This window comes from Fictibacillus nanhaiensis (assembly GCF_019801215.1).
GTDB classification, from domain to species: Bacteria; Bacillota; Bacilli; order Bacillales; family Fictibacillaceae; genus Fictibacillus; species Fictibacillus nanhaiensis_C.
Map to the genome: position 1 here is coordinate 1292814 of NZ_JAHVJO010000001.1, position 23947 is coordinate 1316760.

General features: G+C 38.6%; 35 protein-coding genes. 18 read left to right on the plus strand and 17 right to left on the minus strand.

Annotated elements, in window-relative coordinates; translation table 11 throughout:
* Window positions 1-6: 6 nt before the first annotated feature.
* The 3 genes from KUV80_RS06705 to KUV80_RS06715 all read right to left on the minus strand — a co-directional run bounded on the left by KUV80_RS06705 (window position 7) and on the right by KUV80_RS06715 (window position 3105).
* Complete coding sequence (locus KUV80_RS06705; protein WP_222461876.1) at window positions 7-753, minus strand: YjbA family protein; 747 nt, start codon at window positions 751-753, stop codon at window positions 7-9.
* Between the two features lie 138 nt (window positions 754-891).
* Window positions 892-2130, minus strand: a complete 1239-nt coding sequence (fabF, locus tag KUV80_RS06710; RefSeq protein WP_222461877.1) for a beta-ketoacyl-ACP synthase II — start codon at window positions 2128-2130, stop codon at window positions 892-894.
* A 42-nt stretch (window positions 2131-2172) separates the two neighbouring features.
* Entirely contained in the window at window positions 2173-3105 is a 933-nt protein-coding gene (locus KUV80_RS06715; protein WP_222461878.1) for a beta-ketoacyl-ACP synthase III, read from the minus strand.
* A gap of 189 nt (window positions 3106-3294) precedes the next feature.
* Between KUV80_RS06715 and KUV80_RS06720 the strand changes: the two genes are divergently transcribed.
* Window positions 3295-3606, plus strand: coding sequence for a YppG family protein (locus tag KUV80_RS06720; protein WP_222461879.1), 312 nt, complete (start codon window positions 3295-3297; stop codon window positions 3604-3606).
* Between the two features lie 41 nt (window positions 3607-3647).
* Here the strand turns inward: KUV80_RS06720 and KUV80_RS06725 are convergent, their stop codons facing one another.
* The 3 genes from KUV80_RS06725 to KUV80_RS06735 all read right to left on the minus strand — a co-directional run bounded on the left by KUV80_RS06725 (window position 3648) and on the right by KUV80_RS06735 (window position 6165).
* Window positions 3648-3830 carry a ComZ family protein gene (locus tag KUV80_RS06725; protein ID WP_276516600.1) on the minus strand — a complete coding sequence of 61 codons (183 nt, stop codon included), beginning with the start codon at window positions 3828-3830 and terminating at the stop codon, window positions 3648-3650.
* A 574-nt stretch (window positions 3831-4404) separates the two neighbouring features.
* Entirely contained in the window at window positions 4405-5310 is a 906-nt protein-coding gene (locus tag KUV80_RS06730) for an NAD-dependent epimerase/dehydratase family protein (RefSeq protein WP_222461880.1), read from the minus strand.
* Window positions 5311-5424: 114 nt separating this feature from the next.
* On the minus strand, window positions 5425-6165 hold the full coding sequence (locus tag KUV80_RS06735) for an alpha/beta hydrolase (RefSeq protein WP_222461881.1): 741 nt from the start codon (window positions 6163-6165) through the stop codon (window positions 5425-5427).
* Between the two features lie 424 nt (window positions 6166-6589).
* On the opposite strand from KUV80_RS06735, the gene KUV80_RS06740 reads away from it, so the two are divergent.
* Complete coding sequence (locus KUV80_RS06740; protein WP_222461882.1) at window positions 6590-6769, plus strand: YjzD family protein; 180 nt, start codon at window positions 6590-6592, stop codon at window positions 6767-6769.
* Window positions 6770-6800: 31 nt separating this feature from the next.
* Here KUV80_RS06740 and KUV80_RS06745 read toward each other — a convergent pair whose 3' ends face one another.
* Window positions 6801-6980, minus strand: coding sequence for a YjzC family protein (locus KUV80_RS06745; RefSeq protein WP_222461883.1), 180 nt, complete (start codon window positions 6978-6980; stop codon window positions 6801-6803).
* 101 nt (window positions 6981-7081) lie between these two features.
* Window positions 7082-7408, minus strand: coding sequence for a hypothetical protein (locus tag KUV80_RS06750; RefSeq protein WP_222461884.1), 327 nt, complete (start codon window positions 7406-7408; stop codon window positions 7082-7084).
* Between the two features lie 206 nt (window positions 7409-7614).
* On the opposite strand from KUV80_RS06750, the gene KUV80_RS06755 reads away from it, so the two are divergent.
* Entirely contained in the window at window positions 7615-7770 is a 156-nt protein-coding gene (locus KUV80_RS06755) for a hypothetical protein (protein WP_222461885.1), read from the plus strand.
* Window positions 7771-7794: 24 nt separating this feature from the next.
* Here the strand turns inward: KUV80_RS06755 and moaD are convergent, their stop codons facing one another.
* Genes moaD through KUV80_RS06775 form a run of 4 tightly spaced genes read right to left on the minus strand, consistent with a single transcriptional unit; the run spans window position 7795 to window position 10275 of the window.
* On the minus strand, window positions 7795-8034 hold the full coding sequence (gene moaD / locus KUV80_RS06760) for a molybdopterin converting factor subunit 1 (protein ID WP_222461886.1): 240 nt from the start codon (window positions 8032-8034) through the stop codon (window positions 7795-7797).
* A complete protein-coding gene (locus KUV80_RS06765) occupies window positions 8035-8496 on the minus strand; it encodes a molybdenum cofactor biosynthesis protein MoaE (protein ID WP_222461887.1) in 462 nt (153 codons plus the stop codon).
* Window positions 8483-9016, minus strand: coding sequence for a molybdopterin-guanine dinucleotide biosynthesis protein B (gene mobB, locus KUV80_RS06770; protein ID WP_222461888.1), 534 nt, complete (start codon window positions 9014-9016; stop codon window positions 8483-8485). Before mobB ends, KUV80_RS06765 begins: the two co-directional genes overlap by 14 nt.
* On the minus strand, window positions 8956-10275 hold the full coding sequence (locus tag KUV80_RS06775; RefSeq protein ID WP_222461889.1) for a molybdopterin molybdotransferase MoeA: 1320 nt from the start codon (window positions 10273-10275) through the stop codon (window positions 8956-8958). Before KUV80_RS06775 ends, mobB begins: the two co-directional genes overlap by 61 nt.
* Before the next feature lie 104 nt (window positions 10276-10379).
* Between KUV80_RS06775 and KUV80_RS06780 the strand changes: the two genes are divergently transcribed.
* Window positions 10380-10571 (plus strand): hypothetical protein, encoded by a 192-nt coding sequence (locus KUV80_RS06780; protein ID WP_222461890.1) that lies wholly within the window; start codon window positions 10380-10382, stop codon window positions 10569-10571.
* Window positions 10572-10573: 2 nt separating this feature from the next.
* Here the strand turns inward: KUV80_RS06780 and KUV80_RS06785 are convergent, their stop codons facing one another.
* On the minus strand, window positions 10574-11392 hold the full coding sequence (locus KUV80_RS06785) for a prolyl oligopeptidase family serine peptidase (protein WP_222461891.1): 819 nt from the start codon (window positions 11390-11392) through the stop codon (window positions 10574-10576).
* A gap of 103 nt (window positions 11393-11495) precedes the next feature.
* On the opposite strand from KUV80_RS06785, the gene KUV80_RS06790 reads away from it, so the two are divergent.
* The 3 genes from KUV80_RS06790 (at window position 11496) to KUV80_RS06800 (ending at window position 12908) form a co-directional block, all read left to right on the plus strand.
* Window positions 11496-12308, plus strand: coding sequence for a Cof-type HAD-IIB family hydrolase (locus KUV80_RS06790; protein WP_222461892.1), 813 nt, complete (start codon window positions 11496-11498; stop codon window positions 12306-12308).
* A 138-nt stretch (window positions 12309-12446) separates the two neighbouring features.
* Entirely contained in the window at window positions 12447-12590 is a 144-nt protein-coding gene (locus tag KUV80_RS06795; RefSeq protein WP_222461893.1) for a hypothetical protein, read from the plus strand.
* Between the two features lie 3 nt (window positions 12591-12593).
* Complete coding sequence (locus KUV80_RS06800) at window positions 12594-12908, plus strand: DUF3813 domain-containing protein (protein ID WP_222461894.1); 315 nt, start codon at window positions 12594-12596, stop codon at window positions 12906-12908.
* A gap of 19 nt (window positions 12909-12927) precedes the next feature.
* Here KUV80_RS06800 and KUV80_RS06805 read toward each other — a convergent pair whose 3' ends face one another.
* Window positions 12928-13515 carry a GDSL-type esterase/lipase family protein gene (locus KUV80_RS06805; protein ID WP_222461895.1) on the minus strand — a complete coding sequence of 196 codons (588 nt, stop codon included), beginning with the start codon at window positions 13513-13515 and terminating at the stop codon, window positions 12928-12930.
* Window positions 13516-13663: 148 nt separating this feature from the next.
* Between KUV80_RS06805 and KUV80_RS06810 the strand changes: the two genes are divergently transcribed.
* Window positions 13664-14116, plus strand: a complete 453-nt coding sequence (locus tag KUV80_RS06810) for a GNAT family N-acetyltransferase (RefSeq protein WP_222461896.1) — start codon at window positions 13664-13666, stop codon at window positions 14114-14116.
* Window positions 14117-14135: 19 nt separating this feature from the next.
* Complete coding sequence (locus KUV80_RS06815) at window positions 14136-14396, plus strand: NifU N-terminal domain-containing protein (RefSeq protein WP_222461897.1); 261 nt, start codon at window positions 14136-14138, stop codon at window positions 14394-14396.
* Window positions 14397-14632: 236 nt separating this feature from the next.
* On the opposite strand, the gene KUV80_RS06820 is transcribed toward KUV80_RS06815, so the two are convergent.
* Window positions 14633-15445, minus strand: coding sequence for a BsuPI-related putative proteinase inhibitor (locus KUV80_RS06820; protein WP_222461898.1), 813 nt, complete (start codon window positions 15443-15445; stop codon window positions 14633-14635).
* A gap of 159 nt (window positions 15446-15604) precedes the next feature.
* On the opposite strand from KUV80_RS06820, the gene KUV80_RS06825 reads away from it, so the two are divergent.
* The 4 genes from KUV80_RS06825 (at window position 15605) to KUV80_RS06840 (ending at window position 17410) form a co-directional block, all read left to right on the plus strand.
* Complete coding sequence (locus KUV80_RS06825; protein WP_222461899.1) at window positions 15605-15874, plus strand: hypothetical protein; 270 nt, start codon at window positions 15605-15607, stop codon at window positions 15872-15874.
* Window positions 15875-15906: 32 nt separating this feature from the next.
* Window positions 15907-16521 (plus strand): hypothetical protein, encoded by a 615-nt coding sequence (locus tag KUV80_RS06830; protein ID WP_222461900.1) that lies wholly within the window; start codon window positions 15907-15909, stop codon window positions 16519-16521.
* A 220-nt stretch (window positions 16522-16741) separates the two neighbouring features.
* Complete coding sequence (locus KUV80_RS06835) at window positions 16742-17017, plus strand: hypothetical protein (protein WP_222461901.1); 276 nt, start codon at window positions 16742-16744, stop codon at window positions 17015-17017.
* 129 nt (window positions 17018-17146) lie between these two features.
* On the plus strand, window positions 17147-17410 hold the full coding sequence (locus KUV80_RS06840) for a hypothetical protein (RefSeq protein WP_222461902.1): 264 nt from the start codon (window positions 17147-17149) through the stop codon (window positions 17408-17410).
* Between the two features lie 87 nt (window positions 17411-17497).
* Here KUV80_RS06840 and KUV80_RS06845 read toward each other — a convergent pair whose 3' ends face one another.
* The gene (locus tag KUV80_RS06845; protein WP_425308482.1) at window positions 17498-18322 is read right to left on the minus strand and encodes a YitT family protein; all 825 of its coding nucleotides are present in this window, start codon (window positions 18320-18322) and stop codon (window positions 17498-17500) included.
* Window positions 18323-18522: 200 nt separating this feature from the next.
* Here KUV80_RS06845 and KUV80_RS06850 point away from each other — a divergent pair, with 200 nt between their 5' ends.
* Entirely contained in the window at window positions 18523-19386 is an 864-nt protein-coding gene (locus KUV80_RS06850) for a DegV family protein (RefSeq protein WP_222461904.1), read from the plus strand.
* 59 nt (window positions 19387-19445) lie between these two features.
* Entirely contained in the window at window positions 19446-19583 is a 138-nt protein-coding gene (locus KUV80_RS06855) for a hypothetical protein (protein WP_222461905.1), read from the plus strand.
* Between the two features lie 286 nt (window positions 19584-19869).
* On the opposite strand, the gene KUV80_RS06860 is transcribed toward KUV80_RS06855, so the two are convergent.
* On the minus strand, window positions 19870-21003 hold the full coding sequence (locus KUV80_RS06860; RefSeq protein ID WP_222461906.1) for a histidine kinase N-terminal domain-containing protein: 1134 nt from the start codon (window positions 21001-21003) through the stop codon (window positions 19870-19872).
* Between the two features lie 168 nt (window positions 21004-21171).
* Here KUV80_RS06860 and KUV80_RS06865 point away from each other — a divergent pair, with 168 nt between their 5' ends.
* The 3 genes from KUV80_RS06865 to ligD are packed head-to-tail and all read left to right on the plus strand — an operon-like array spanning window position 21172 to window position 23911.
* Complete coding sequence (locus KUV80_RS06865; protein WP_222461907.1) at window positions 21172-22059, plus strand: Ku protein; 888 nt, start codon at window positions 21172-21174, stop codon at window positions 22057-22059.
* Window positions 22056-23018, plus strand: a complete 963-nt coding sequence (locus KUV80_RS06870) for an RNA ligase family protein (RefSeq protein ID WP_222461908.1) — start codon at window positions 22056-22058, stop codon at window positions 23016-23018. Before KUV80_RS06865 ends, KUV80_RS06870 begins: the two co-directional genes overlap by 4 nt.
* The gene (gene ligD, locus KUV80_RS06875; protein ID WP_222461909.1) at window positions 22991-23911 is read left to right on the plus strand and encodes a non-homologous end-joining DNA ligase; all 921 of its coding nucleotides are present in this window, start codon (window positions 22991-22993) and stop codon (window positions 23909-23911) included. Before KUV80_RS06870 ends, ligD begins: the two co-directional genes overlap by 28 nt.
* Window positions 23912-23947 lie beyond the last annotated feature (36 nt).

Consider the following 23947-nt stretch of genomic DNA (forward strand, 5'->3'; position numbering starts at 1 on the left):
ATTTTTTTAATTAACGTGCGTACCATTTTCAAGTTCCCAGATCTTTTCAAAGTACGGCTGGCCTTTCACTAGCCGTTCGCACATATCTAAATGCTGTTTTGACCAACCACTCTTTAATTCGCAATACAGAGCTTCCCATGCCTCGTCAAATTCCATTCTTTGAATCTTCCCATACTGTTCAGGCATCCACTCTGTGCACCAATATCTCATTTCCGCTGCATTCTTTGTTGAATGAAGTTGATCCAGCGCCATGAAGAGAAGCTGCTTCAACTGTCTTTCTTTTCGAGTTAACCCTCTCATGATGTCAGGATTCGGAGATAGAATGTGATATTCCTTGCTCATTTGTTTTGCGCTAAACGTGTAAATCTTTGTTTCTGTCTGTTCAGCCATCTCAAAAACTAATTGTTCTTGTCGTGGAATGAGTCTGCTTTTTCGGATTGGAATTCTGTATCCCATCGTATCAATGATTAATGATTTTTTCTCGTCCGTAATGATAAAGCAATGTTCGAGCTGTACACGCTGGTTGTTCTTTCTCACATACGCTTTTTGATGCACTTCTTCTAATAGAGCATCTGGGAGATCATTTAAATCATTTTCAATGTAATGGAAGAGTGTAGATTCTATTTTAATAATGGGTACTTGGTCCAACAACTCTATATAGTCGTCTTTTCGCCATTCATGAAACTCACAAACGTTATAGCCGTTCTCCTCTCCTTCAAACCAGTTGACCCAAACATCACGTAAGTATAACATTTGTACCCCTCACTTTTTTACCGATTTGTATTTAAAATCAGTATAGTCAGAGGTTGTCCATTTTATTCTAAAATAAGGCAATTTACCTGCTGAAAAATAAAACCCCGTTCTCATAAAGAAAACAGGGCTTTAGATATATTATTCTTCTATTTTTTTAAATACAAGTGTTGCGTTATGGCCGCCAAACCCAAGTGAATTACTAATTACAGCCTTCACTTCAGCCTGTCTTGCTTTGTTCGGTACATAGTCAAGATCACACTCTTCATCAGGTGTTTCATAATTGATCGTCGGAGGTAAAATACCTTCTTGAATCGCTTTTACAGAAAAGATTGCTTCAATTCCGCCTGCGGCACCTAACAGATGTCCTGTCATCGATTTTGTTGAACTTACAGGAATTTTATAGGCTTGGTCTTTAAACAATGCCTTTATAGCTGCTGTTTCGAACTTATCATTATAATCCGTACTCGTTCCATGAGCATTAATATAAGAGATGTCTTCTAATGATAAACCGGCATCTTCAATGGCTTGTTTCATGGCACGAACTCCGCCTTCTCCACCTGGAGCTGGCTGTGTAATATGATGAGCGTCACCAGTTGCACCATATCCAACAATTTCAGCATAAATCTTTGCACCGCGTTTTTTAGCAAATTCATATTCTTCAAGAATTAATATACCAGCACCTTCTCCGATAATAAAACCGGTACGGTTCTTATCAAAAGGACGACTCGCTGTGTTTGGGTCTGGATTTGTAGACAATGCACCAGCCTGACAGAATCCAGCAAGTGCCATGTCCGTAATCGGCGCTTCTGTCCCACCTGTTACCATAACATCTGCGTCACCACGCTGAATCACTTTAAATGCATCACCAATCGAGTTTGCGCCTGAAGCACAAGCCGTTACGGTACATGAGTTCATTCCTTTAGCCCCAATCGTAATGGAAACTTGACCGGCTGCCATATCAGGTATCATCATCGGTACAAAGAAAGGACTCACACGTCTAACACCTTTTTGTTCAAAAATCCGGAACTGCTCTTCATGTGTGTCCATACCGCCAATTCCAGATCCAATCCAAACACCAACTCGTGGTGCAATGTCTTCTGTGATCTCTAACTCTGCATCTTTAACGGCCATAAGGGAAGAAGCGACAGCAAATTGAGTAAAACGGTCCATTCTGCGCGCTTCACGTTTATCCATAAATTCTTCTGGATTAAAATCAGTTGCTTCTGCCGCTACTTTTACCGGAAATTTGTCTGCGTTTCTTCTCGTTAGCGGACCAACACCGCTCTGACCTTCAACAATCTTTTTCCATGATTCTTCTACACTGTTTCCAAGAGGAGTTACGGCTCCCATACCAGTTACGACTACTCTTTTTTTCATTGTAAAACCAACTCTCCTTTATTCATCATGTTGGATGATGTGTTATCTGCCCCATCGAAGTGCTACAGCTCCCCAGGTTAATCCTCCACCAAATCCAACGAGTACGATTGTATGATCTTCTTTTATTTTACCATCTTTCAACGCTTCTTTTAACGCCATCGGAATGGAAGCAGATGATGTATTTCCAAACCTGTCTATCGTGACGATCATTTTTTCTTTTGGAAGTTCTAAACGTTCTCTAGCTGCTTCCATGATTCTAATATTTGCCTGATGCGGGATTAAATAGTCAACATCTTCCTTTGCAAGGCCAGCCTTATGCACAACGCTTAAAGACGACTCGCCCATTTGCCTAACCGCGAACTTAAAGACTTCACGTCCGTTCATATGAATAAATTCATTCTGATACAGATGTTTTGCACCTGTTCCATCTGACCCCAATTCAAAGGAAAGAATTCCTCTGCCATCACTAACTGCTGATAAAACAACTGCACCCGCACCATCCCCAAATAACACAGCTGTGTTGCGGTCTTTCCAGTCTGTAACTTTGGAAAGCTTCTCTGCGCCTACCACTAATACGTTCTTATATGTTCCCGTTTCAATGAACTGTTTTGCTACAACGGTGCCGTATATAAATCCAGCACAAGCAGCACTCACATCCATCGCTACCGCATTTTTAGCTCCCAAATAGTCTTGAAGGAGACAAGCAACAGATGGAAAGGGATTATCTGGTGTCACAGTGGCTACAACGATTAAATCAATGTCCTCACCAGTAATTCCAGCATCTTTTAATGCTTCTTCTGCAGCATATCTTGCCATATGAGATGTTGTCATTGATTTTTCTGCAATTCGACGTTCAACGATTCCCGTACGAGTTCTGATCCACTCGTCATTCGTATCTACCATTTTTTCCAGGTCGGAGTTCGCCAGAATTTTTTCTGGGATATAACTACCTATCCCAATGATTCCTGCATTCATAACATTACCCCTTTGGCTGTAATTTTAAAAAAGTTTATATCAAATATTATGACCTGGTACTAATTTTATGTTAAATGAAGGATTTTGTCTAGTTAAATGTGTTTTCTTTCACCAATGCAGGGCATAGGGCATATCCTGTATAGAAGAAAAATGTAAGTTTGGTGAAATTGATATTAGGAGTGGTTCTACATGTACAATCCTCAAGATAGGCAACAGCCAATGTATCCTCCGCAGTTTCCTGGACAGTATCCGATGGGCCATGGACAGCAGCATCGACAAATGCAGCCTGGCATGCAGCATCCTCAAGCCTTTGGCGCACAAGGATTCAGACAACAAATGCCAATCCCGTTTCAGCAGCCACCCTATCCGCGCCCATTTTTACATTCTTTCAGAACGCAGGAAGGTTCACTTGATTACAATAAGATCTTTGCCGTTATTGATCAATCGGTAAAAGTTGCTCAACAGATCTCACCTATTTTTTCTGCGTTTAAGAAGAAGTAAAAAAAGCCAACCGGAACAGGTTGGCTTTTTTGATTCTCAAATTATTGATTTTCTTCTTTACCAAGATCATAGGCATCATTCATTACATTCATTAAAAGCTGAAGCATCGGCTGAATATCTTCCATACCGATCTCAATCCCTTTTTGTTCTAAAAAAGCTTTCGCTTCTGGTAAATGCGACATTGCAATCTGCATAAATTTCATATTACGTTCGTTGTCCATCATCACGAATTCCACCTTTTTTATGTATACTTTTTAAGCATGACTCTTTTTTATTATAATGAAAAACCGTCATGAGTTGAAACTATTTGTTATTCTGTATGGTTTTTTACTGAGTCTGTCCACTTTCTTCATACATTAGCCTAGTGGGTCTGTTGAAAAGTGGAGTGAGACTCTTATTGACACAAAGGGTCAAGGAGGTTCACCGCCCGCTCCACGGAAAGCGAGCATCTGTAACGGAAATCAACCACATACAAGAGCAACAATCATTGGGGGAACAGCTTTCCAACAACTTTCATTACGTTGATTGAAGTGTAAGATGGGAGACTCCAGTGGGAATAGTGGGACAGGTGAGACTCCTATTGACACAAAGGGTCAAGGAGGCTCACCGCCCGCCCCACGGAAAGCGAGCATCTGTAACGGAAATCAAGAACAACAAGAATTGTCCCTGTAAAAATTATTAAGTTTCATTCAAAACTAGTTATGAATTCGTTCACTCCTGGATTTTTTATAGCCAAATGCCTCCATTTAAAAAAAGGCGAGGCCATCAGCGTTGAACAGCTGTGGCTCACCTTCTGCTTTAGATACCATTTGAATTTGAATCTGTTTTTTTATTTTTAAAATGAAGAATCTGTTTTTGTATGCCTTCTTTAATCTTTGTTTTTGCCCGAAATCCAAGTTCTAGTTCTGCTTTCTCCCCTTTGATCTTCATCTTTCTTTTCTCAGTAAACGTTAGCTTTTCAGCTTTTAATTCTGTAAGTCCTTCTAGCCACTGATTTGGATTACCGCTTGAAACATTATAAATTTCATTTTTGGCAGATGATTTCCCCGCTAAAAATAGTGCTTCTGCAGCGTCTTCAACAAAAAGTACATCTTCTGTAACGGAATCTTTTAATATAGAGTCCCGTGGATGATCTTCTGGTTCTTCAATGGAAATAAGCTGATGGTACGTGTTATGGTCAGGCTGCCCTGGGCCGTATACGGTAGGCAATCTCATTATGATAAACGGAAAACCGTTTTGCTCTGCTAATTGTTTGACCATGTTTTCTTCCGTTAATTTGATCAAACCAAACAACGATTCGGGATTTTTAGGTGAGTGCTCAGATATCTCTCCTTGCCTCTTACCGTACACATCGTATGATGATACATAGATTAGCTTTGTTTGAACGGTAGCAACGGACGCTATTTTTTTTAAAACTCCAACATGTCTTTGTACGGCATCCTCAATATTTTCCCAAGGTTCTGTTGGTTTTACAGAGCATGCCAAATGAAAAATCACATCACAGTCTTGTGTGTATGGCTTTAGATCTGTGTCGTTAATTTCATATGGCAGGTATTGAAAACCGGCATGACGTCCAATAAAGTCTATACGATCAGGTGAGTCTGACATATCAATGCCAACTACCTCAATTTCTTCATCCAACAACCGGCTGCACAAATGAAAACCAATAAATCCTGCTGCTCCTGTCACGAATGCCTTTTTCATGTATGAGCCTCCAGTATCATTTTTCTCTTCATATTATCCTATGGGAGAAAACTAGAGAATACGATACTTTTTTACATATAAAAACCTCATCGCCGTTTTTTACGCACAATGAGGTCATAATACTTTTTCATTTTCTTTGAAAAATTTATGAAATGCCCTTGCTGGATTGAATGTATTTTCAGGGACATGAATAGATAAAGATAAGGGGGCATTTATTTCAAGCCGTCTTTTTTCATATGCTCGGCTATGATCATTAAAATGGAAGGAAACACCTCTTGCAGCATGCCAAATTTTTGCGGGAGTTTTTGCTTTATAGTCTGTTATAGGTGGGAGACAATCGATAAGAGAAGGAACTTCATTTTCAGACACGTTGTAGGAAAGGCTTAATTCTCTAACAAGTCTTTTAAAGAATAATCGATTTTGTCTTTCATGGTGAAAATGATGTCTCAAATCAAAGCAAGGGTTAATAAAAAGACTTGAACGGATGCATTCTTCCAAATCCTCCATAAGCCGCAGTGCTGCCAATGCACCCATACCCTCTGCTATTACATGTATTCGAGGATTCAATATTTCATGCTTCATCACATAATGATACAGCCTTTTGGCTAGGGTGACGGCTTTTGGACTTCCCCAGTGCCGACCATATAAGTTAGAATAAAATATCGTATAGCCTTCTTTTTTGAGGGATTGGATGAGATGGGCGCGTTCAGTGTTTTGTTTCCAAAGACTCGTATGAGCGTCAACGTAGTGGCTGCAGTCACCGATGATCAGGATGGCAAAACCATTCGGCCGCTGCGGAAGATGAATAATATTCCATTGATTGTCTATTTGGAAAGTGCGTTTTTCGATACTCACATTTCTCCCCTCGCATTAAGCTTTTCTTAACTAATGTATGCAGAGGGAAAATTTTAGATAAAGTTATCTGCCTATGTTTTACGAATTGAGCTCTTTTTTTAACTGTTCTAACGCTTCTTTACCTTCTGGTGTAAGATTCTTCTCATCCTGTTCTTCCAACGCCTTAAGTTCCTCCCACTTTTGTTCCATAAAATGACCCCCTAAAAAAATGTTCAAAGGTGTTCGTACCATATAGTGTTGGTTTATGTATTTCTTTCTTTGTTTATGATGGGCATTCCTGTTAAGCTTGAACATTTTATGAAATTTTTTAATATTTGTAACGTTGTACCTGATAATTTCATGAAAGAATCTTTTCCTTTGTCTAAACTTTTGTTACTATACAGAAGGGAAAAGAATTCGTTTACATAAAGAGGTGAATGTGGGCATGCGTTATATTTGGACATTAATCTGGTCTTTATTGTTAAGTAATATGATCTTTTATGTATTGGTCTCCATGCAAGGCGGAACATTCGATTTAGTAAAAGCTTCGATCTTTGGAGTTATTTTTACAGTAATCATTTCCGTTCTTGGTGAAGTTTTACCATCTAAAAGTGAAGAGATTTAAAGAAAACCCGGTCATTAGCCGGGTTTTTTTATTATGGTTTTCTTTTGTATGTCCATACCCGGTTATGATTTGCCGTTTCAGGAAAACGGTCACCAGCTGACAAATGTATTTGCCTCGGGTCATTGACCATGCTTCCTGTCTCTCCTACTTCAACATACATACCATTATTCGGTGCTTTTTGACCATGTTTAAAGTGTCTATGCTGTCCCATTTGATATGCCTCCTTTCTCTTATAGGTTACCCGCGCTTTGCACGATAACACTTGCTAAAAAAAAGAAAAGATTCACATCTTCTTTTTTAAAATTTCTTCTCTTAAAAAGCTCCATTTACTCCTGCAACAGCTTGAAGAGGAAACATACACCTATAGAGCTGATAGCCTGTTACGTGGTATTGGGCTTCTGGATTTCGTGTTTCTTCTTTTTGGTTTTCAACATAAGGAATGGCAAAATATACATTCTGCTGATCAACGTGTTCAATAAATCCGGTATAAGTCATGCCGTCAATCAACATTAACTGAACGTGCTGGTTTTTATTTTTCATACACGTTTTATAGATTTTTTTGAATGGTGAACGTCCCATCCCGAGTGGTGACTGTCCTGAATGACCAGAACCGCTAAACTGATGTGGTTGTGGATACATAATACCCCCTCCTTTTAACCTATCCTATTCAAAAGGAAACGAGTTGGTACAATGTCCATGTCATTGTTGAAAAAGGGAATGATGGGTCTCAGAGAGAAAGTGTTTATGAACGATGTAAAGATATGCGCAGTAAAGTACCCATTCATCACCTTATCAGTTAATAAAAGAAGGAGTTTATGATATCACAGTAAAAAGGAGAACATAATATGCTTGAACTTGTGGGAATTTGTGAGCGCTGCAAGAAAAAATTGTACTGTTTAGATGGCTTCTTTCAAGGTGAGGTAGCTGAGAATGGCAACCTCTACTGTATGTCTTGTATGAATAGTGTTAATGAAATGAAAAAGGAAATTGACACCGAATGAATGTCAATTTCCTAAATTTGAAAATCACCCACCGCTTACCGGTGGTATGAATGCAATCGTATCTCCTGCTTTTACGATATCCATTTCTTCGGCATATTCTTCGTTAACCGCTATCAAACAATGATCGATACCCTTCAAATGTCCGATTTCTTCTTTAAATTTCTTTCTAACCTGTTCTACAGATGCAGGCAAATCCATCTCGATCTCTATTTTTTGTGTACCTGCTTCTTGAGCAAGGTTTGCAAACAACAATATATGCACCATCTATTTTTCAATCCCTTCTGGATGACCAAGAGGATAGCTTACATTCCCTTTTTGGTTTCCCACCCATTCTTCACCGTCTCTGTAATGTTCTTTTTTCCAGATAGGAACGATCTCTTTTATACGTTCTATCGCGTATCGACTCGCTTCAAAAGCATCTTGTCGATGTGGTGTAGAAACGGCGATCGTTACTGCTACATCAGAAATTTGAAGTGTCCCGATACGATGAGTGATTGCTGCCTTTGCTTTCGGCCATCTTGTTTGAATTTCTTCACCAATTTTTTCGAGCTGCTTTTCAGCCATCGGAACATAGGCCTCATATTGAAGAAACTGAGTTTGTTTTTCTCCGGTCATTTCTCTTACAGTCCCGATAAAGACAGAAACAGCTCCTGAATTATGATGAATTACCTTATTGATTACATCCTGAGTTTGGATTGGGGCGTTGCAAATCTCAAAAAGTTTCATGATGATTCATGTCTCCCTGTCTCTTTTTAACAATATTTATTAAGAAAGGTAACCACTCCCTCTCTTCTGACCATAAAAAGAGGGGTGCCTTATGTTCTTTAGATAATTTTTGATCACTAATGATCGACACTATCGTTTCTGAATAAGTAATTAACTCTTCATCCTTTTCGTTCCGGCACATTACGACGCGAGGATATTGATGATGCTTATAACCTTCTATTAAAACACATTCGATATTTAACATCTTATACAACTGAATTCCTTTTTCAAGTGGCATTTCCACATCCATTGAAAAAATCGATTGATGGGATGATGATATCCCTGTCATTATTGCTCCCGCTTGCCTGTGACGTTGTGTATCTTTTCCGGAATCATGCAACATTGGTTCATCGTGACCATGATGCTTCAACACACCGCATCTGATCCCTTCTGAAGAAAGTGATTTTAACAACTTCGTAATTACGGTTGTTTTTCCGCTGTTTTGGTAGCCGATGATTTGAAGAATAACGGGAAATCCCAAGGCCATTCACTCCCTTCACCATACCAAGTAAGCACGCCTACTTCACTTCCTCTTTCCCATCCCCTAGTCCTGCCAGGCAGAACGATGAGTGAATTTGCTGCCAAAAGAGAAGAAATGGAGCTCGATTTATCTAGTCCAGCTGGTGTTACGTGTCGATTGTTTTCTCCATCCTTTAGAATAGCCCTGACAAATCGAGTAAATGGATTGGGTTTAGGAAAATCAGTCGTCAATATCGCCTTATGTACGGAACAGTGCGGTTTTGAACGTTTCATTCCAGCTAATATTACAGGCCGTACAAATAATTCGCATCCTACAAAACACGCAGAAGGATTCCCTGAAAGTCCAAAAAGCCATTTTCCATTGCAGGTAGCTACTGTCGTTACACTTCCGGGCCTCATTGCAATTTTATTAAATAACACTTGAGCACCTAATTTTTCGTAAACAGCCGGTAGGTAATCGAAATCTCCTACAGACACTCCACCTGTCGTAATCACGATATCTGATTCATTTAAACAATCTTGAACGTTTTCATACAACGCATCTAAGTCGTCTTCACGGTGCTGATACAGTTTAACGTCAGCCCCCATAGCTTTTACTTGTGCTGCCGCCATATAAGCGTTGCTGTTTCTGATTTTTCCAGGCTGTAACGGTTCGTGTATATCTAAAAGTTCCGTGCCGGTTGATAAGATACCTACTACAGGCTTTTTAAAAACAGAAACGGTATGAAATCCAAATGTCGCAAGTACGGCGATCAATCCCGGTGTTATGAGAGTTCCAGCTTCAGCTAATACCGTACCTTCTTTTGTATCCTCTCCCTGAAACGAAATGTTGTCGTTTCTTTTGACAGTCCGTCTAATTTCAATAAAGGATATATCATTTTCTTTTATTTCTTTCACTAATTCCAGCATGATAACAGCATCTGCACCATCAGGTATTTGAGCTCCAGTCATGATCCTGATTGCTGTTCCACTTGTAACGGAATGCTGAGCCACATGTCCGGCTCCAATCGTCTCTAAAACTTGAAGCTTTATTGGATTGTTTTCAGATGCTTCACATGTATCACTTGAAAAAATAGCAAACCCATCATAAGGTGAACGATTAAAAGGAGGTACATCATTTGCAGCTGTTACGTCTTCCGCTAGTACCCTGTCGTCACATTCTGTCAGACTTATCCTTTCTGAATGCCAATGGTTCGTATGTTTCATTACCCTTTCAACCGCTTCAGAAACGGGGATTGGTGTTCTTTTTGTAACAGACAAATTTGACCCTCCTTAAATTATCTGAATATAAACACTTTTCAGTTTACTTTTCTCAAAAAGTTTGCTATTATTTTTTTAAAATTAGTGAAAGGATGTAGATTCGTATGAAGGTTTCTTATGAATATTACCATCGTACCGGCAATAAAGTGACCATCACAGACATCCCAGAGGAATTTAATGAACAAGGCGTTTGGACTCTTCGAATTATGCATTCTTTACAAAAGCAAATAGACGAAATTGACCATATGTATCAGCCAAAAAAAACGTATCGATTAAAATTGGAAGAAACGGGGTAAACCTACACCGTTTCTTTCTTTGCTTTTATATGCTCTGCAATCCATTCAACCGCGTTTAAATATGCAGGACGGGAAACTTTGTGACCGGACGTTTTGTCATGCATATACACGGATTTTGGATTATTTTCTATAAGTGTTTTTACATATGGATTTGCAAACTCATATGGAACAACATCATCAACTTCACTATGCCATATAAATAAAGGACGATTGTTCAATTTATCTAGTTTCTGCGTTAAATCATAATGGCGAATATGTTCGTAAGACTGCTCTAATTCTTCCGTTGTAAACGGCAGGTTGTGTCCTGACTTCCCGATTTTTTCAATTTGCCATCTCGCGAACTCTTCATGAGCAGGTGTTCCCATTAGAGCGCATCCTGCTGATATTTCGGGGTTGTTCACTATTGATCCATATGTCATGATGGCACCCATGGAAATCCCGCCTACAGCAATTTCCCCATTCTCAGAAACATATTCGTTCTCTTTTGCCCAGTTTATAAGGGTTGTAACATCACCGATTCCTTGATGAACAATATTCCAAAAATCATAATCCCTGCTTTTAGGCGAATGGGACGACATTCGTTCACCATGATGCAAAGCATCGGGTAAAATAACCCTTAGTCCTTTTTCTGCAAGAGAATAAGCAAAATGTAAATTATGCTCTTTCGCGCTCGTATAGCCATGCAAAAAAATAACTAGCGGTAACGGCGTTCCTTCCGTTTCTTCCTTTTCTGCCATTAAGAAAGGAATCTCCCCTATCGTTCCTTTAAGAATCGAAACCATATGTTTATCTCCTCTTTCTCTTTTTTTCCATCTTATCATGAGACGCACCCCTTTTTCATAAATGAAGACCTATATGAATAGACTTTTTCAAGGGAAGATATTACACTTTATGTAAAGCAAAAATAAAAAGGCAGGTACTTTTGTGACACAACCATACTTAATTGCGCTTGATTTAGATGGCACATTATTAACGGATGAAAAGAAAATTCCACGAAAAACAAAAGAAATGTTGTTTACGTTGATCGAAAAGGGGCATCATGTATGTATTTCAACAGGAAGACCTTATCGTTCATCCAACATGTATTATGAAGAGTTAGGGTTAAAAACTCCCATCGTCAATTTTAACGGTGCGTTTGTTCATCATCCTCACGATGCCGGATTCGGCATCCACCATTCTCCACTGGAGCTTGATGTGGCAAAAAGGATTATTCAAGCATGCGAAACGTTCAAAGTAAAAAATATCATGGTTGAAGTTCTTGATGACGTTTATTTAAAAAAACATGATGAGGTTATTGTCAATACATTCATCATGAATGAAAATCCATTACAAATCGGAGATCTTCAAAAAACATTAACAGAAGATCCTACAGCCATTCTTGTTCATCCTGAAGATCATCACATCGCTGAGCTGCGTTCTATGCTTGAACAGGAACATGCAGAAGTTGTTGATCAAAGAGTTTGGGCTGCACCATGGAACATAATAGAGGTCATCCGCTCTGGGATTAATAAAGCAACAGGACTTGAGAAAGTCGCGGCTTATTATAATGTTCCGAAAGAACGTATCGTTGCCTTTGGTGATGAGGACAACGATTTTGAAATGATTGAATATGCAGGGCATGGTGTGGCTATGGAAAATGCGATAGATGAATTAAAGAATCGCGCGGATTATGTAACACTCTCTAATGAAGAAGAAGGGATTGCTCACTATTTGCAAAATGTGTTAGCCATCCTTTAAATGAACGAACCGTTAAAAATCCCTGGCTGATGCTGGGGATTTTTCATTTCATTATTTCAACAGTTCCAACTTCTGCTTAACATAAAGTCACAACCACAGTGAACACTAAGCATACGGGAGAAAAGGAGGAATGTTGAGATGAGTAAAAAAAGCCGTTCAAAGCGTGCAATTAAGCAAGGTGCTGACATGGTGAACCAAGAAACAACGATGGCATTCAGCAAAAACGAACAAGAAGATCGTAAACGTGATAAAGAAGAAAGAAACTCTTTAGGAGGCATATAATCCATGGCAAATAAATTATTTCAAATTGCCAGAAGTGCTGTTCAGCAAGCGGTTGGACGATTTGGGGATACAGCACAAAATATGAGCAACCATACATCTTCCGAACAAACACAGCTTTCAGGTCATGACATGGAAGTTGCACAAAATGCATTGTCTTCCGCCATGGCTAATTCTTCTGATGCTGAACGTGCCCAACTAGCTGAACTTCAGCAAGAACTTGATGCCCATTCTCATTCAGCTGCATCGAAGCAAGCTGAACAGCCTGACTCAAGTTTATCTGCACTTCAGGATCCTTTAGAAGATAATCAACAAAAATAAGCGAAAAACAGCTTTCTCGTTATAGAGAAAGCTGTTTTTTTGGAAAGCTTATGGCTGTTAACATATGAACTTTTCTAAGAACCAATTCACTTAATTCTTCGTATCCAAATTGATTGAAATGCAATCCATCTTCTGTGACAAAATGTTCGATGTCCATTTCAATTAATGTTTCAAAAAGAGGTACATATGCGGTTCCTTCATGTTTCGCCACCTTTTTGACGGTTTGGGCATATGTTTTCATTCTTTCGTTCGCTCGAGCTTTTTGTTTTTTTTCATAGACAGGTGCCGGGCTGATTAAAATCACTCTATTTGCGCCTATTTTATTTACCATATACGTAAGGTTTTTTTCGTACTCTTTTAATGGAATGAGTCTCTGGTCGCTTGAATCGTTGGCTCCAAATAGGATGGTTACAAAATTAGGTTCATGCCTAAGAACATCGTCTTGAAGCCTGACAAGTGCAGACCTTGTTGTCTCAGCAGGTATGCCAGCGTTCATCACTACCCACTCGGTTAGTTCTTGTCTCAGACGAGAAGTTAATCTTAAACTGCCGTCTTTACTCTTCTCTTTTGATGTAATGCTGTCTCCAAAACAAACAAGCGTTTTCATTCCCTCTCATCTCCTCTTCCATTATCGATTTTTAAAGTATTCGAAAGAAATTTTCATTTCTCAAACGTCATAACTATAATTAATTTGCTATAATGTGTTATGTATATTTAATCAAGTCATATGTTTTTTAGTAATATGGGGGCATTATATGAAAATATATCGTGTTACGAATGAGGCAGAATCCCATGTAATTGAAGAAATCGCTCAGCTCTTTTTACAGCAGCGCACGATGGACGGAGAACCAGAAGAACAGTCTCGAACGATTGCTGGCATAAAACTCGTTTTAGAAAATCCAGATAAAAGCGGCATCATCGTGGCTGAAGAAGAAGATTCAGTTATTGGACTTGCCTTTTTTAATTTAGGAATTAGTATTCGCATCGGTGGACCCTATCTATGGCTTAACGAGCTTTATGTTCAAGAAAAACACCGAAACAAAGGGATTGCACGGAAAATGCTGCTTCATTTAATCTATTGGGCTGAACGTGATGGGATTAAATCCATCGAGTTAGAAACAGGTATAAACAATTCTGTTACGAAGCATTTGTACAACTCGCTTGATTTTCATGATATCATCTCTAACAGGTACGCTTTTCATTTTTAATAAAAAGGAGTGTTTAAAAATGGCTATTGAATTTTCTATTCAACCAACACCTAATCCAAACGCGATTAAGTTTGACGCATCAGAAAAATTTCTGGAAGGACGACTTTCTGCCCGTGTTGGTGACGACACAGATTCACCGCTTGCAAAAGCATTGTTATCTATCGATGGTGTTGAATCCATATTTGGTTTTGAAAACTTTATTACTGTTAACAAAACAAATGACAGTGATTGGAATCAGCTTATGCCTGAAATTGAAAAAGCATTGGATGAAAATGCTTAATACGAATGAACGGAAAAAACTAACTCAGTTCGAGGACTTAACCTCATGAGTTAGTTTTTTATTTTGGGCTTTTTTAAACTCTATTTTCTGAAGGATTGTTGCTTTTGGCTTTTCTATTCTCACCATTTGCAAGTTGATTGGAGCGGAAGGTGCGAGACTCCAAATGGTGCTTAACGCCAAGTGGGCTTCACCCTCTGGAAAGCAAGCATCCTGGTACAAATTACGTATGCATTCTTTTATCTAAATGTTTGCAACGGAACAGCTAAAAGATCCGTTTTCTCACCGTCTTTTGGACTGAAGTAGAAAAGTTCTAACATAAGCGTGCCGTTAATCGGTAAATCTTCGGAAGCAATAGTGATATCAAATGAAAATGGGGCCCATGCTGGTGCTCCCTCTGCCGTTTGTTCATGACTCTCAACAAAAATTTCATGACCATCTGTAACAGAATAGGCAAAAGATGCCTCAAAAACCCTAGCCTCTCCTGATACCTTATATTTTCCGTCCGAACCTGTGAAATGGATATTCCGAAACGAATGATTCTTTAGATCTGAAGTTCCTGATTGCAAGGTTAACCGATCATTTACTTTCAGCTTTTCTGTTTTTAAAGACCCTGGTGATATTTCATTTGGGGTTAACTCAGCATCCACTTTGTATATTCCCGCTTTTCTTTCTGAAGGAGATAGCTTCCACTTCGCCTTCCAAATATGGCTGGCACCCGGTCGTATTTCCACCTTTACCGCTTCTTGATTATAATTTTTCTCTTTAGAGTGTCTAAAATGTTCTTTACCTGCGGAATCTTTAACAGAGATATCAAACATTTTCGAACTATTAAAAGATAATGTAACAGAATGATTGCTTTTGTTTTCTAAAGCCAATAAAAAATCAATTCCATCGTTATTTTGCTGCATGGATAGAATGGGACTAAGTTGTGAGCTAACTTGCTGATCCTCGTCCTCTTTCTTTTCATCTTGTTTACTGCAGGCCGATAGGTTAAAAACTAGAAATAGAAGAGGTAGAAAAGCAAAAAATCGTTTCATGATCTGTTTCATTTATCTATTCACCACCTTATCTTTCATCTTTACCTTTATATGGTGATTTTAACGAAAAGATTCTAATCGAAAAAAAATTTCTGATAACCTAGTAAACATGCCCTTACCTTCTACTAAAAGAATGAATATATTGAACAGTGACATAGGAGGTGTGTTTTAATGAGTAAGTTTGAAAAGAAGAGACATGAAGATGATCATAAAGACAATCCTGTTCAGGTTTCTCTTGGATATGTTAATAACGGTGCGATCGCGATCAATAAAGCGAACGCTTCAGATAATCCTGATTCTAGTGCAGTTGCACAACAAAAGAGTAACGCTTCGGATAACCCGACTGGTAGTGCTGTTTCTCAGGATAAGAGTAATGCTTCGGACAATCCGAATAAGAGTGCTGTTGCACTTGGTAAGAAAAATGAGGCTGAGAACGAATAGAGCACTCCGAAATTAATAGAAAGGAGAAAATTATGGACGAGAAATCAAAGAAAGATTTAGAAAAGGAATTAGAAAAAGAATTAAGAAAAAAATTGAAGAAGAAGCTAAGAAAAAAGCTTAAGAAGCAGATGGAAAGAGAAATTAGCGAATATCCAGTAAAAGTAAAACTTAATCTTTATCTAAATGTTCAACAAGAACAAAACCCTGAACAAATCGCTGTTGGTGACGTTGACAATGCGGCAATTGCTATTAAAGACAGTAATGCTATAGATAGAGCAACTAACAGTGCTGTAGCTCAAGAGAAGAGCAATGCTTCAGATAATCCTAATTCGAGTGCTGTAGCTCAAGAAAAAAGCAATGCCTCCGATAACCCGACTAAAAGTGCCGTTGCATTAGATAAGAGCAACGCAAAGAACAAGGTTAAAAAGAGTAAGCGATCGAAAAACAGCAACGATTCAGAAAAAATTTCAATTCCAGAAACCATTGAACCGGTAACTGAATCTGTACAGCTTCCTATAGAAATTGAGGTAGAGTCAGCTCTAGAAAATGAAATGAGAGTTCCAACAAAAAAAATAGACGTTTCACCCACTTCCTTAAAAGAACTATCAAAAAATAAAGAAAACCAAAGACCTGCTCGAATTTGGTAGACCCCCACGTCAACAACCTGGATCTAACTACACTGTTAGATTCAGGTTTTTTTACTCTCTTTATTCGGCGAAAACATGTATCCTACCTTCTGTTTCTAAGAATATCCCTCTATTAAATAGATAAAAAAGAAAAATTGGACAAATCACTTAGTAAACATGCCTGTACATTTGAAGAATCACTTGAATATATTGTAGTACATCAAGGAGGTGTTTTTTTAAAATGAGTAGAAAAGAAAAGAAAAAGTGGGATTATGATCAAAAACAACATCCCGTACAAATTGCAATTGGTTATATCAATAATGGTGCAATTGCTATAAAGAAAAGTAACGCTTCTGACAATCCGAACAACAGTGCAGTAGCACAACAGAAGAGTAACGCTTCTGACAACCCGAACAACAGTGCAGTAGCACAAGGTAAGAGTAATGCTTCTGATAACCCGAATAAGAGTGCAGTTGCTCTTGGGAAGAAGAATGAAGCTGAAAACGAATCTTCGTAAGGATACAAACATTCGTTTATGTACAAAAACGAGATCCAAACACGTAGCAGATAGGAAAAAGAAATTTTCTTAAAAAAATCCTGTACACCAGACAAATATTTGGATAACACTGAGACAGGAGGATTTCCTTTGAGTTGTAAAGACGACTTTTATAAAAGAAAATATAGTCCTTATCAGATAGCTATCGGCTATATTGATAATGGCGCAATTGCAATTGGAAAAAGTAACGCTTCGGATAATCCGGATGACAGTGCTGTAGCGCAAGACCACAGTAATGCTTCTGATAATCCGTATAACAGTGCAGTTGCTCAAAAGAAGAGTAACGCATCGGATAACCCGTATAAGAGCGCTGTTGCTCTTGGCAAGAAAAACGAAGCAGATAACGAAAGATAAATGCTTAATAATAAACATGGCACGGACTTTGTCCGTGCCATGTTTACATTTTTTATGTTTTTGTATTTGTATGGGGTCTGTCCCCTATTAATCATTCCGGAAGAAGCCAAAGATGCCTGTTGTGTGTACGATGTTCGTAAATGCATTCGGATCTACTTCTTTTAGCACTTGTTCTAAATCATACAATTCATAACGTGTAATAACGATGATAAGCATCTCTTTTTCCTGGTTAGAAAATGCGCCTTTTGCGGGTACGATCGTGATGCCACGGACCATTTTTCCATGGATGGCTTGTTGAATCTCTTTTCCTTTTTTCGTAACAATCATGGCTGTAAGTTTTTCATGACGTGTATGAACAGCATCGATTACTCGAGAAGATACATATAAGGCTACAAGTGTATAAAGTGCTTTTTCCCATCCGAAAAGAAACCCTGCTGCTACGATAATTAAGCCGTTCAATACGAAAAAGTATCCACCGATTGGCTTGTTCTTCATTCTTGATAAGATCATCGCGATGATGTCTAGTCCCCCTGTTGATGCACCGTACTTTAATGTAATCCCAACACCGAGAGCAGCGATTACTCCCCCGAAAACGGCGTTTAATAAAATGTCCGATGAAACGACTGTAATGGGAATAATCTCAAGAAAAAATGTAATCATGATGACACTTAAGAAACTATATACCGTAAACGCTTTCCCTACCTTCATCCACCCTAAAATGGTAACTGGAATGTTAAAGATGAAATATAAGATACCCGTTGTAACAGGAAACGCTGTATTCGCTAATAATGATGATAATAGCTGTGCAACTCCAGTAAAGCCACTTGCATAGACTTTAGCAGGAATTAAAAACATATTTAAGGAGATCGCGTTTAAAATTGCTCCTACGATGATAAAAAAGATTTTTTTCATTTCAGTTATTCCTAGATCAGAAATCCGAAAACGTTCTTTCATATTTCGGGTCCCTCCTTTCATTATCCAAGATTCATTTTTAACAGAAAAAGGGGAACCAAGTCAATAGTAAGATTACCTAATATCAGATATGATCATTGCCTTTTCATTCCAACACAAGTTAAACTATAGAAAAAGCGAAATAAGCAGGTGAAAATGAAATGATACATATTATTACAGATACCGGATCGGATTTGCCAAAACAAATATTGGACGAGTATGAAATTATGATGCTGCCGTTAATCGTTCAGCTGAATAACGAAGAATTTTTAGATCGGTCTAACATTGAACCGAAACAGCTTTATACACATATGAAAGACGGCGCCGTCCCAAAAACAGCACAAGTTCCCCCTTCTATCATTAAGGAAACATTGAGTTCCTTAGCGAAAAATGGGAAGTCAGCCATTTACGTAACCCTATCTTCCGGAATTAGCGGGACTTATCAAACTGCCGTACTCATGAAAAATGAAGTACTTGAAGAATACCCAGATGCAGAGATCGAAGTTTTTGATAGCCAGGCCGCTTCACTTGGATATGGATTGATGGTATATGAAGCAGCTAAGCAAGCAAAAGAAGGCAAAACCTTTTCTGAGATTATACAAACTCTACAGCATTACCGAGATCATCTTGAACATATCTTTACCGTTGATGACCTTGATTATTTATTGCGCGGCGGCCGAGTAAGCAAAACCGCAGCTTTCATGGGGACTCTTCTTAAGATAAAGCCTGTCTTACATATGGAAGACGGAAAGCTCTTTCCTTTGGAAAAGCTGCGCGGCAAGAAAAAAGTGTTAGGCCGCATGGTAGAAATTATGAAAGAACGTGCCGGTTCATTAGATGGTATGACAATAGGAATTAGTCATGCAGATGATACGGAAACCGCACAGGCACTAAAAGAACTGATCATTGAAGAAACCGGAAATCGAAACATTTTGATTACGATGATTGGCTGTGCGATTGGGGCGCATGCTGGTCCAGGAACTATCGCTTTATTCTTTTTAAATACACCAAATAAAGTTTCTTAAACTGATCATGCATAAACAGGATTCTTCTGACAGATGTTAGGTACAGGAGGGATTCTATAATGACACACCGAAATACGAAAGATGATAACAAACGTCCAGAAGACAATCAGGCGATGAATCAGCTGAAAAACGAAGCAGAACTCGAGATCAAACAAAAAGGCAAACAGCCTTACTCTAAAAAGCCAGATCATCTGTAAGACAGTTAGTAAAAAAAAGCTCCCAGTAAGGGGAGCTTTTTTGCATTAACCTGACTTAGGCTTGCGGATTGAAATGGATCCTCAAGGCTGGACTAAATCGAGGGCTAGCCACTGTAACTAGACCGGGTGAGACTCCTAATTACCCAAAGGGTAAAGGAGGCTCACCGCCCGCCCCACGGAAAGCGAGCCATGTAACGGACATCAACCACTTTCAAGAGCAACAAGACTCACTAGAACAGCAGTTGTTAAAATTCCCAAGTTTCTTGCAATACTAGTGAGTTTTTGCTTAAATTCCAGGAAACTTTATTGTGAAACATGTAAAATCTTCTTTTGAATTTACTTCAATCGTTCCATTATGTTTTTCAACGATCTGCTTACAGACAGACAGGCCAAGACCTGTGCCAAGTGATTTTGTCGTAACGAACGGCTGGAATACATTCTCTAATAAGTATTCTGGAATAGGCTTCCCGTTGTTGCATATCGATAGCTCAACCGTCTCGTCCACACTTTTTAACTTCACTTCAATCGTGCGTTCACCATTCCATTCACATAACTCTTCAACGGCGTTTACGAGAATGTTTAAAAGAACTTGTTTGATTTGCGCACTATCCCCTTCAATAAATGCTTCTTTTTCGAAGTTGGATTGAACGACTATATTGGCTTCTGTAAATCGCGGGTACATAAACTCTAGCATCTCTTTTAAAAGGGATGTAACGGGTATTTTTTCAAGTTTATCCTGAAGACCTCTCATCTTTGACAAATATAAAAACTGACTGATCTTTTCTTCTAAGCTCACCAGTTCATTTTGAATGATGTCAAAATAGTATTCTGATTGATCGGTTTTCTTTCCTTCGCGTTGAAGCAAATAGATAAACCCTTTTACAGAAGTGAGCGGGTTGCGAAATTCATGGGCAAAGCTCGCTGCGATCTGCCCGAGCATCGTCAGTCTATCATGATGCATCTCTTGTATGAACTGATTTTTTCGGTCAATGATGGAATCTTTTAACGCGGTATAATCTTTTACACTCAAATACAAGAGATGGTCAAAATAGCGCTGCATCTGCATAACGCCTTCCCCTTTTTCATCCTCGTTCAACAACGAACACATCATGCGTTCATAAACAATACTTCGGCCAATGTTAATGTTATAAACAAAGTCTCCGATGTTTGTTTTGGCTTCAATCCGTTCTTTTGCGATCTTGCTTGTTAACAAACTGATTCGCTCAAGTGACCCTGTTTCCAAAAAGGAAATCAGCTCCTCGATGGTATGATAGCCGTTCTTTTTGACTTCTTCATAAAAAGGGTCATTCGACGGCAACAGCACATTTTGGAGCCACGTTTCAACAATACTTGATTTCTGTTCATTTAAAAACAGAGTCAATTCCTTATTTCTTTGTGCATGCGCACTGCTCTCACCCAATGTAATCACCCTTTTATATATAAACAATTTCTAACTGTATTATGAAGGAATATTTCAGATTCTACAATCTATTGTCGAAATGTCGGTATAGCTTGGAAAAATATACATGATGTTTAATTTGATGGAAATCAAACACTAAGGTATAAAAGACGTGAAAGGATGGTTTCCATGCACACAATGTGGAAAGGGGCAATTAGCTTCGGCCTTGTTAATATACCGATAAAGCTTTTTGCAGCTACAGAAAACAAAGATATTAAGATGCGATACTTACACGAAAAATGCCATAGTCCCGTTCAATACGAAAAGATCTGTCCGGTCTGCGAAGAAACGGTTGATACGAAAGAAGTTGTGAAAGGTTACGAATACGAACCGGGAAAATTTGTTGTCGTGGAAAAGGAAGAGCTGGATGAAATAGCTGGTGTTTCAGATAAGTCGATTGAGATCATTGATTTTATTCAATTAGAAGAAATCGATCCTATTTTTTATAACCGGTCTTATTTTATCGGTCCAGGAGAAAACGGCACTAAATCATTTGCTCTATTAAAGCAAGCTATGGAAGACACGGGCAAAATCGGCCTTGCAAAGTTCACTCTGCGTTCTAAAGAACATTTAGCTGCAGTACGCGTTTATAAAAATGGGCTCGTTCTTGAAACGATCTTTTATCCCGACGAAGTGAGAAATGTTGATCATGTACCAGGATTACAGGATGAGGTAACGTTAAACGAAAAAGAACTAGAGATGGCAAAACAGCTTATCGAGCAATTGACCGCTCCATTTGAACCGGAAAAATATGAAGACGAGTACCGTGAAGCTGTCCTAGAATTGATCAACAGCAAAATATCTGGTAACGAGATAAAAGTAGCAAAAGAAAAACCAAAATCAAATGTTGTTGATCTTATGGAAGCACTTCAAGCCTCAATCAATGAAAGCAAAGGAAAAGAGACTTCCACTAAAAAAGAGACAAAACAAAAAGAATCTGGCGACCATAAAGGAACTGAGGAGACGAAAACGAAAAAGAAAAAATCTTCCAGTAAAAAGAAAGCCTCTAGTTCATGATCCAATCCTTTTTAAAACCGATGCTCCCAACCTTGTCAGAAGAGCTTCCGACAGGCGAAAAATGGGTGTATGAAGTAAAGTACGATGGATTTCGATGTTTACTCTATTGGGATCATTCTTTGATTACGATGACATCACGAAATGGTCATCCATTCCATACGATTTTCCCTGAGATTCCGGATTATTTAAAAAGTGTTCAACACAAAGTAAAACACTTGTTGCCTTTATTAGTTGATGGGGAATTATGCATTTTAGCTGATTCGTATAAAGCAAATTTTGAATACATTCAAAAAAGAGGCAGGCTTAAACAAACTGAAAGAATCATACAATCAGCAAAGCTTTTTCCTTCTTCGTTTTGCGCTTTCGACCTATTAGCGTTTAACGGCCAGTATACGTTTCAAGAACCTTTTATGAACAGAAAAAAATCCTTAAAGAGTGTTTTTGAAATGCTAGGAATCGATGTGAGCCATGTTGAGAAGTCATCGTTTATCAATTTTGTTCCGTATTCAGCAGATGAGAAATCAATCGATGATCTTGTTAAAAAAAAGGATAGTGAAGGAATTGTCGCTAAAACCATCCATAGCAAATGGTCTGCTGGAACTCGGACAACACAATGGATAAAAGTGAAGAACCTGAAGATTGGTGTATTTATCTTGCTCGGATATGATACGGAGAACAGTTTTTTTCATGTTGGTCTCGTAAAAGGAACTACCATACAACCAGTAGGACTGTTTGCACATGGGATATCCACAGAAGAAAAAGAAGCTTTAATCCATATCGTAAAAAGAAATCAAAGCGAAAAAAAAGGTTCCTTCATTAGGATTGAACCCTCTTTATGTGTAGAGCTTTCTTTTTTGGAATGGTACAAAGAGCAATTAAGACAGCCTCGTTTTATACGTTTTCGCTTTGATGCAGATTGGGAGGATTGCACGTGGGAAAAGCTGCAAAGAAACAATTAGATCTCCACGTTAATGGTGAGATCGTTACTTTAACAAGTCCTGACAAACCGCTTTGGCCCAAACACACAATTGTAAAAGCAGAATATATGAACTATTTAACTCAAGCAGCTCCGTACATGCTTCCATTTTTGAATAACAGAGCACTAACTGTAATCAGATATCCTCATGGAGTGGGAGATGAGCGCTTTTATCAAAAAAATTGTCCAGATTATGCTCCCCATTATGTAGAAACTGTTCAAGAAGATGATATTGAATATATCGTTTGCAATAATCTCCCTACATTGCTGTGGCTATGTAATCAGCTTGCTTTTGAGTTTCATATTCCATTTCGTACAACAGACTCGTCTTATCCATCTGAAATCGTTATGGATCTTGATCCCCCATCTCCTAGTGAGTTTCAGCTGTCTGTTGAGGCTTCTTTAATGATTAAAGAAATATGTGACAGCCTACACCTGAAAACGTTTATTAAGACGAGCGGAAATAAGGGCATGCAGATCTACATTCCATTACCTGACAATGAAGTAACATTTGAAGAATCGCGCCTTTTTACAGAGTTTCTCGCTCATTATTTGATCGAACGTGAGCCAGACTGGTTTACAATCGAACGATTAAAGAAAAACCGAGGAAACAAGTGTTATATTGACTACATCCAACACGCTGAAGGCAAGACGATCATTGCACCTTATTCTGTTAGAGGAAATGAGGATGCACTCGTTGCAACACCTCTCTATTGGCATGAGGTAAAACAATCCTTAAAACCGGACTTCTTTCCACTAACGATCATTGAAAAAAGAATAAAGGACAGCGGTGACCCGTTTCAGAATTTCTTTTCCACTAAGAACTTACAGCCTATACGACCTGTTATAAAAGCATTAAAAGAAAAAAGCCTTTAACTGAAAAAGGAATTACTCATCAGTGTAGAGGCTTTT

What these genes read in the sequence shown, in the direction of transcription:
- KUV80_RS06705 (WP_222461876.1), bottom strand. Translation starts at nt 753, where the DNA reads ATGTTATACTTACGTGATGTTTGGGTCAACTGGTTTGAAGGAGAGGAG.
- fabF (WP_222461877.1), bottom strand. Translation starts at nt 2,130, where the DNA reads ATGAAAAAAAGAGTAGTCGTAACTGGTATGGGAGCCGTAACTCCTCTT.
- KUV80_RS06715 (WP_222461878.1), bottom strand. Translation starts at nt 3,105, where the DNA reads ATGAATGCAGGAATCATTGGGATAGGTAGTTATATCCCAGAAAAAATT.
- KUV80_RS06720 (WP_222461879.1), top strand. Translation starts at nt 3,295, where the DNA reads ATGTACAATCCTCAAGATAGGCAACAGCCAATGTATCCTCCGCAGTTT.
- KUV80_RS06725 (WP_276516600.1), bottom strand. Translation starts at nt 3,830, where the DNA reads ATGATGGACAACGAACGTAATATGAAATTTATGCAGATTGCAATGTCG.
- KUV80_RS06730 (WP_222461880.1), bottom strand. Translation starts at nt 5,310, where the DNA reads ATGAAAAAGGCATTCGTGACAGGAGCAGCAGGATTTATTGGTTTTCAT.
- KUV80_RS06740 (WP_222461882.1), top strand. Translation starts at nt 6,590, where the DNA reads ATGCGTTATATTTGGACATTAATCTGGTCTTTATTGTTAAGTAATATG.
- KUV80_RS06745 (WP_222461883.1), bottom strand. Translation starts at nt 6,980, where the DNA reads ATGGGACAGCATAGACACTTTAAACATGGTCAAAAAGCACCGAATAAT.
- KUV80_RS06750 (WP_222461884.1), bottom strand. Translation starts at nt 7,408, where the DNA reads ATGTATCCACAACCACATCAGTTTAGCGGTTCTGGTCATTCAGGACAG.
- KUV80_RS06755 (WP_222461885.1), top strand. Translation starts at nt 7,615, where the DNA reads ATGCTTGAACTTGTGGGAATTTGTGAGCGCTGCAAGAAAAAATTGTAC.
- moaD (WP_222461886.1), bottom strand. Translation starts at nt 8,034, where the DNA reads ATGGTGCATATATTGTTGTTTGCAAACCTTGCTCAAGAAGCAGGTACA.
- KUV80_RS06765 (WP_222461887.1), bottom strand. Translation starts at nt 8,496, where the DNA reads ATGAAACTTTTTGAGATTTGCAACGCCCCAATCCAAACTCAGGATGTA.
- KUV80_RS06780 (WP_222461890.1), top strand. Translation starts at nt 10,380, where the DNA reads ATGAAGGTTTCTTATGAATATTACCATCGTACCGGCAATAAAGTGACC.
- KUV80_RS06785 (WP_222461891.1), bottom strand. Translation starts at nt 11,392, where the DNA reads ATGATAAGATGGAAAAAAAGAGAAAGAGGAGATAAACATATGGTTTCG.
- KUV80_RS06795 (WP_222461893.1), top strand. Translation starts at nt 12,447, where the DNA reads ATGAGTAAAAAAAGCCGTTCAAAGCGTGCAATTAAGCAAGGTGCTGAC.
- KUV80_RS06800 (WP_222461894.1), top strand. Translation starts at nt 12,594, where the DNA reads ATGGCAAATAAATTATTTCAAATTGCCAGAAGTGCTGTTCAGCAAGCG.
- KUV80_RS06805 (WP_222461895.1), bottom strand. Translation starts at nt 13,515, where the DNA reads ATGAAAACGCTTGTTTGTTTTGGAGACAGCATTACATCAAAAGAGAAG.
- KUV80_RS06810 (WP_222461896.1), top strand. Translation starts at nt 13,664, where the DNA reads ATGAAAATATATCGTGTTACGAATGAGGCAGAATCCCATGTAATTGAA.
- KUV80_RS06815 (WP_222461897.1), top strand. Translation starts at nt 14,136, where the DNA reads ATGGCTATTGAATTTTCTATTCAACCAACACCTAATCCAAACGCGATT.
- KUV80_RS06820 (WP_222461898.1), bottom strand. Translation starts at nt 15,445, where the DNA reads ATGAAACAGATCATGAAACGATTTTTTGCTTTTCTACCTCTTCTATTT.
- KUV80_RS06825 (WP_222461899.1), top strand. Translation starts at nt 15,605, where the DNA reads ATGAGTAAGTTTGAAAAGAAGAGACATGAAGATGATCATAAAGACAAT.
- KUV80_RS06830 (WP_222461900.1), top strand. Translation starts at nt 15,907, where the DNA reads ATGGACGAGAAATCAAAGAAAGATTTAGAAAAGGAATTAGAAAAAGAA.
- KUV80_RS06835 (WP_222461901.1), top strand. Translation starts at nt 16,742, where the DNA reads ATGAGTAGAAAAGAAAAGAAAAAGTGGGATTATGATCAAAAACAACAT.
- KUV80_RS06845 (WP_425308482.1), bottom strand. Translation starts at nt 18,322, where the DNA reads ATGAAAAAAATCTTTTTTATCATCGTAGGAGCAATTTTAAACGCGATC.
- KUV80_RS06850 (WP_222461904.1), top strand. Translation starts at nt 18,523, where the DNA reads ATGATACATATTATTACAGATACCGGATCGGATTTGCCAAAACAAATA.
- KUV80_RS06855 (WP_222461905.1), top strand. Translation starts at nt 19,446, where the DNA reads ATGACACACCGAAATACGAAAGATGATAACAAACGTCCAGAAGACAAT.
- KUV80_RS06865 (WP_222461907.1), top strand. Translation starts at nt 21,172, where the DNA reads ATGCACACAATGTGGAAAGGGGCAATTAGCTTCGGCCTTGTTAATATA.
- KUV80_RS06870 (WP_222461908.1), top strand. Translation starts at nt 22,056, where the DNA reads ATGATCCAATCCTTTTTAAAACCGATGCTCCCAACCTTGTCAGAAGAG.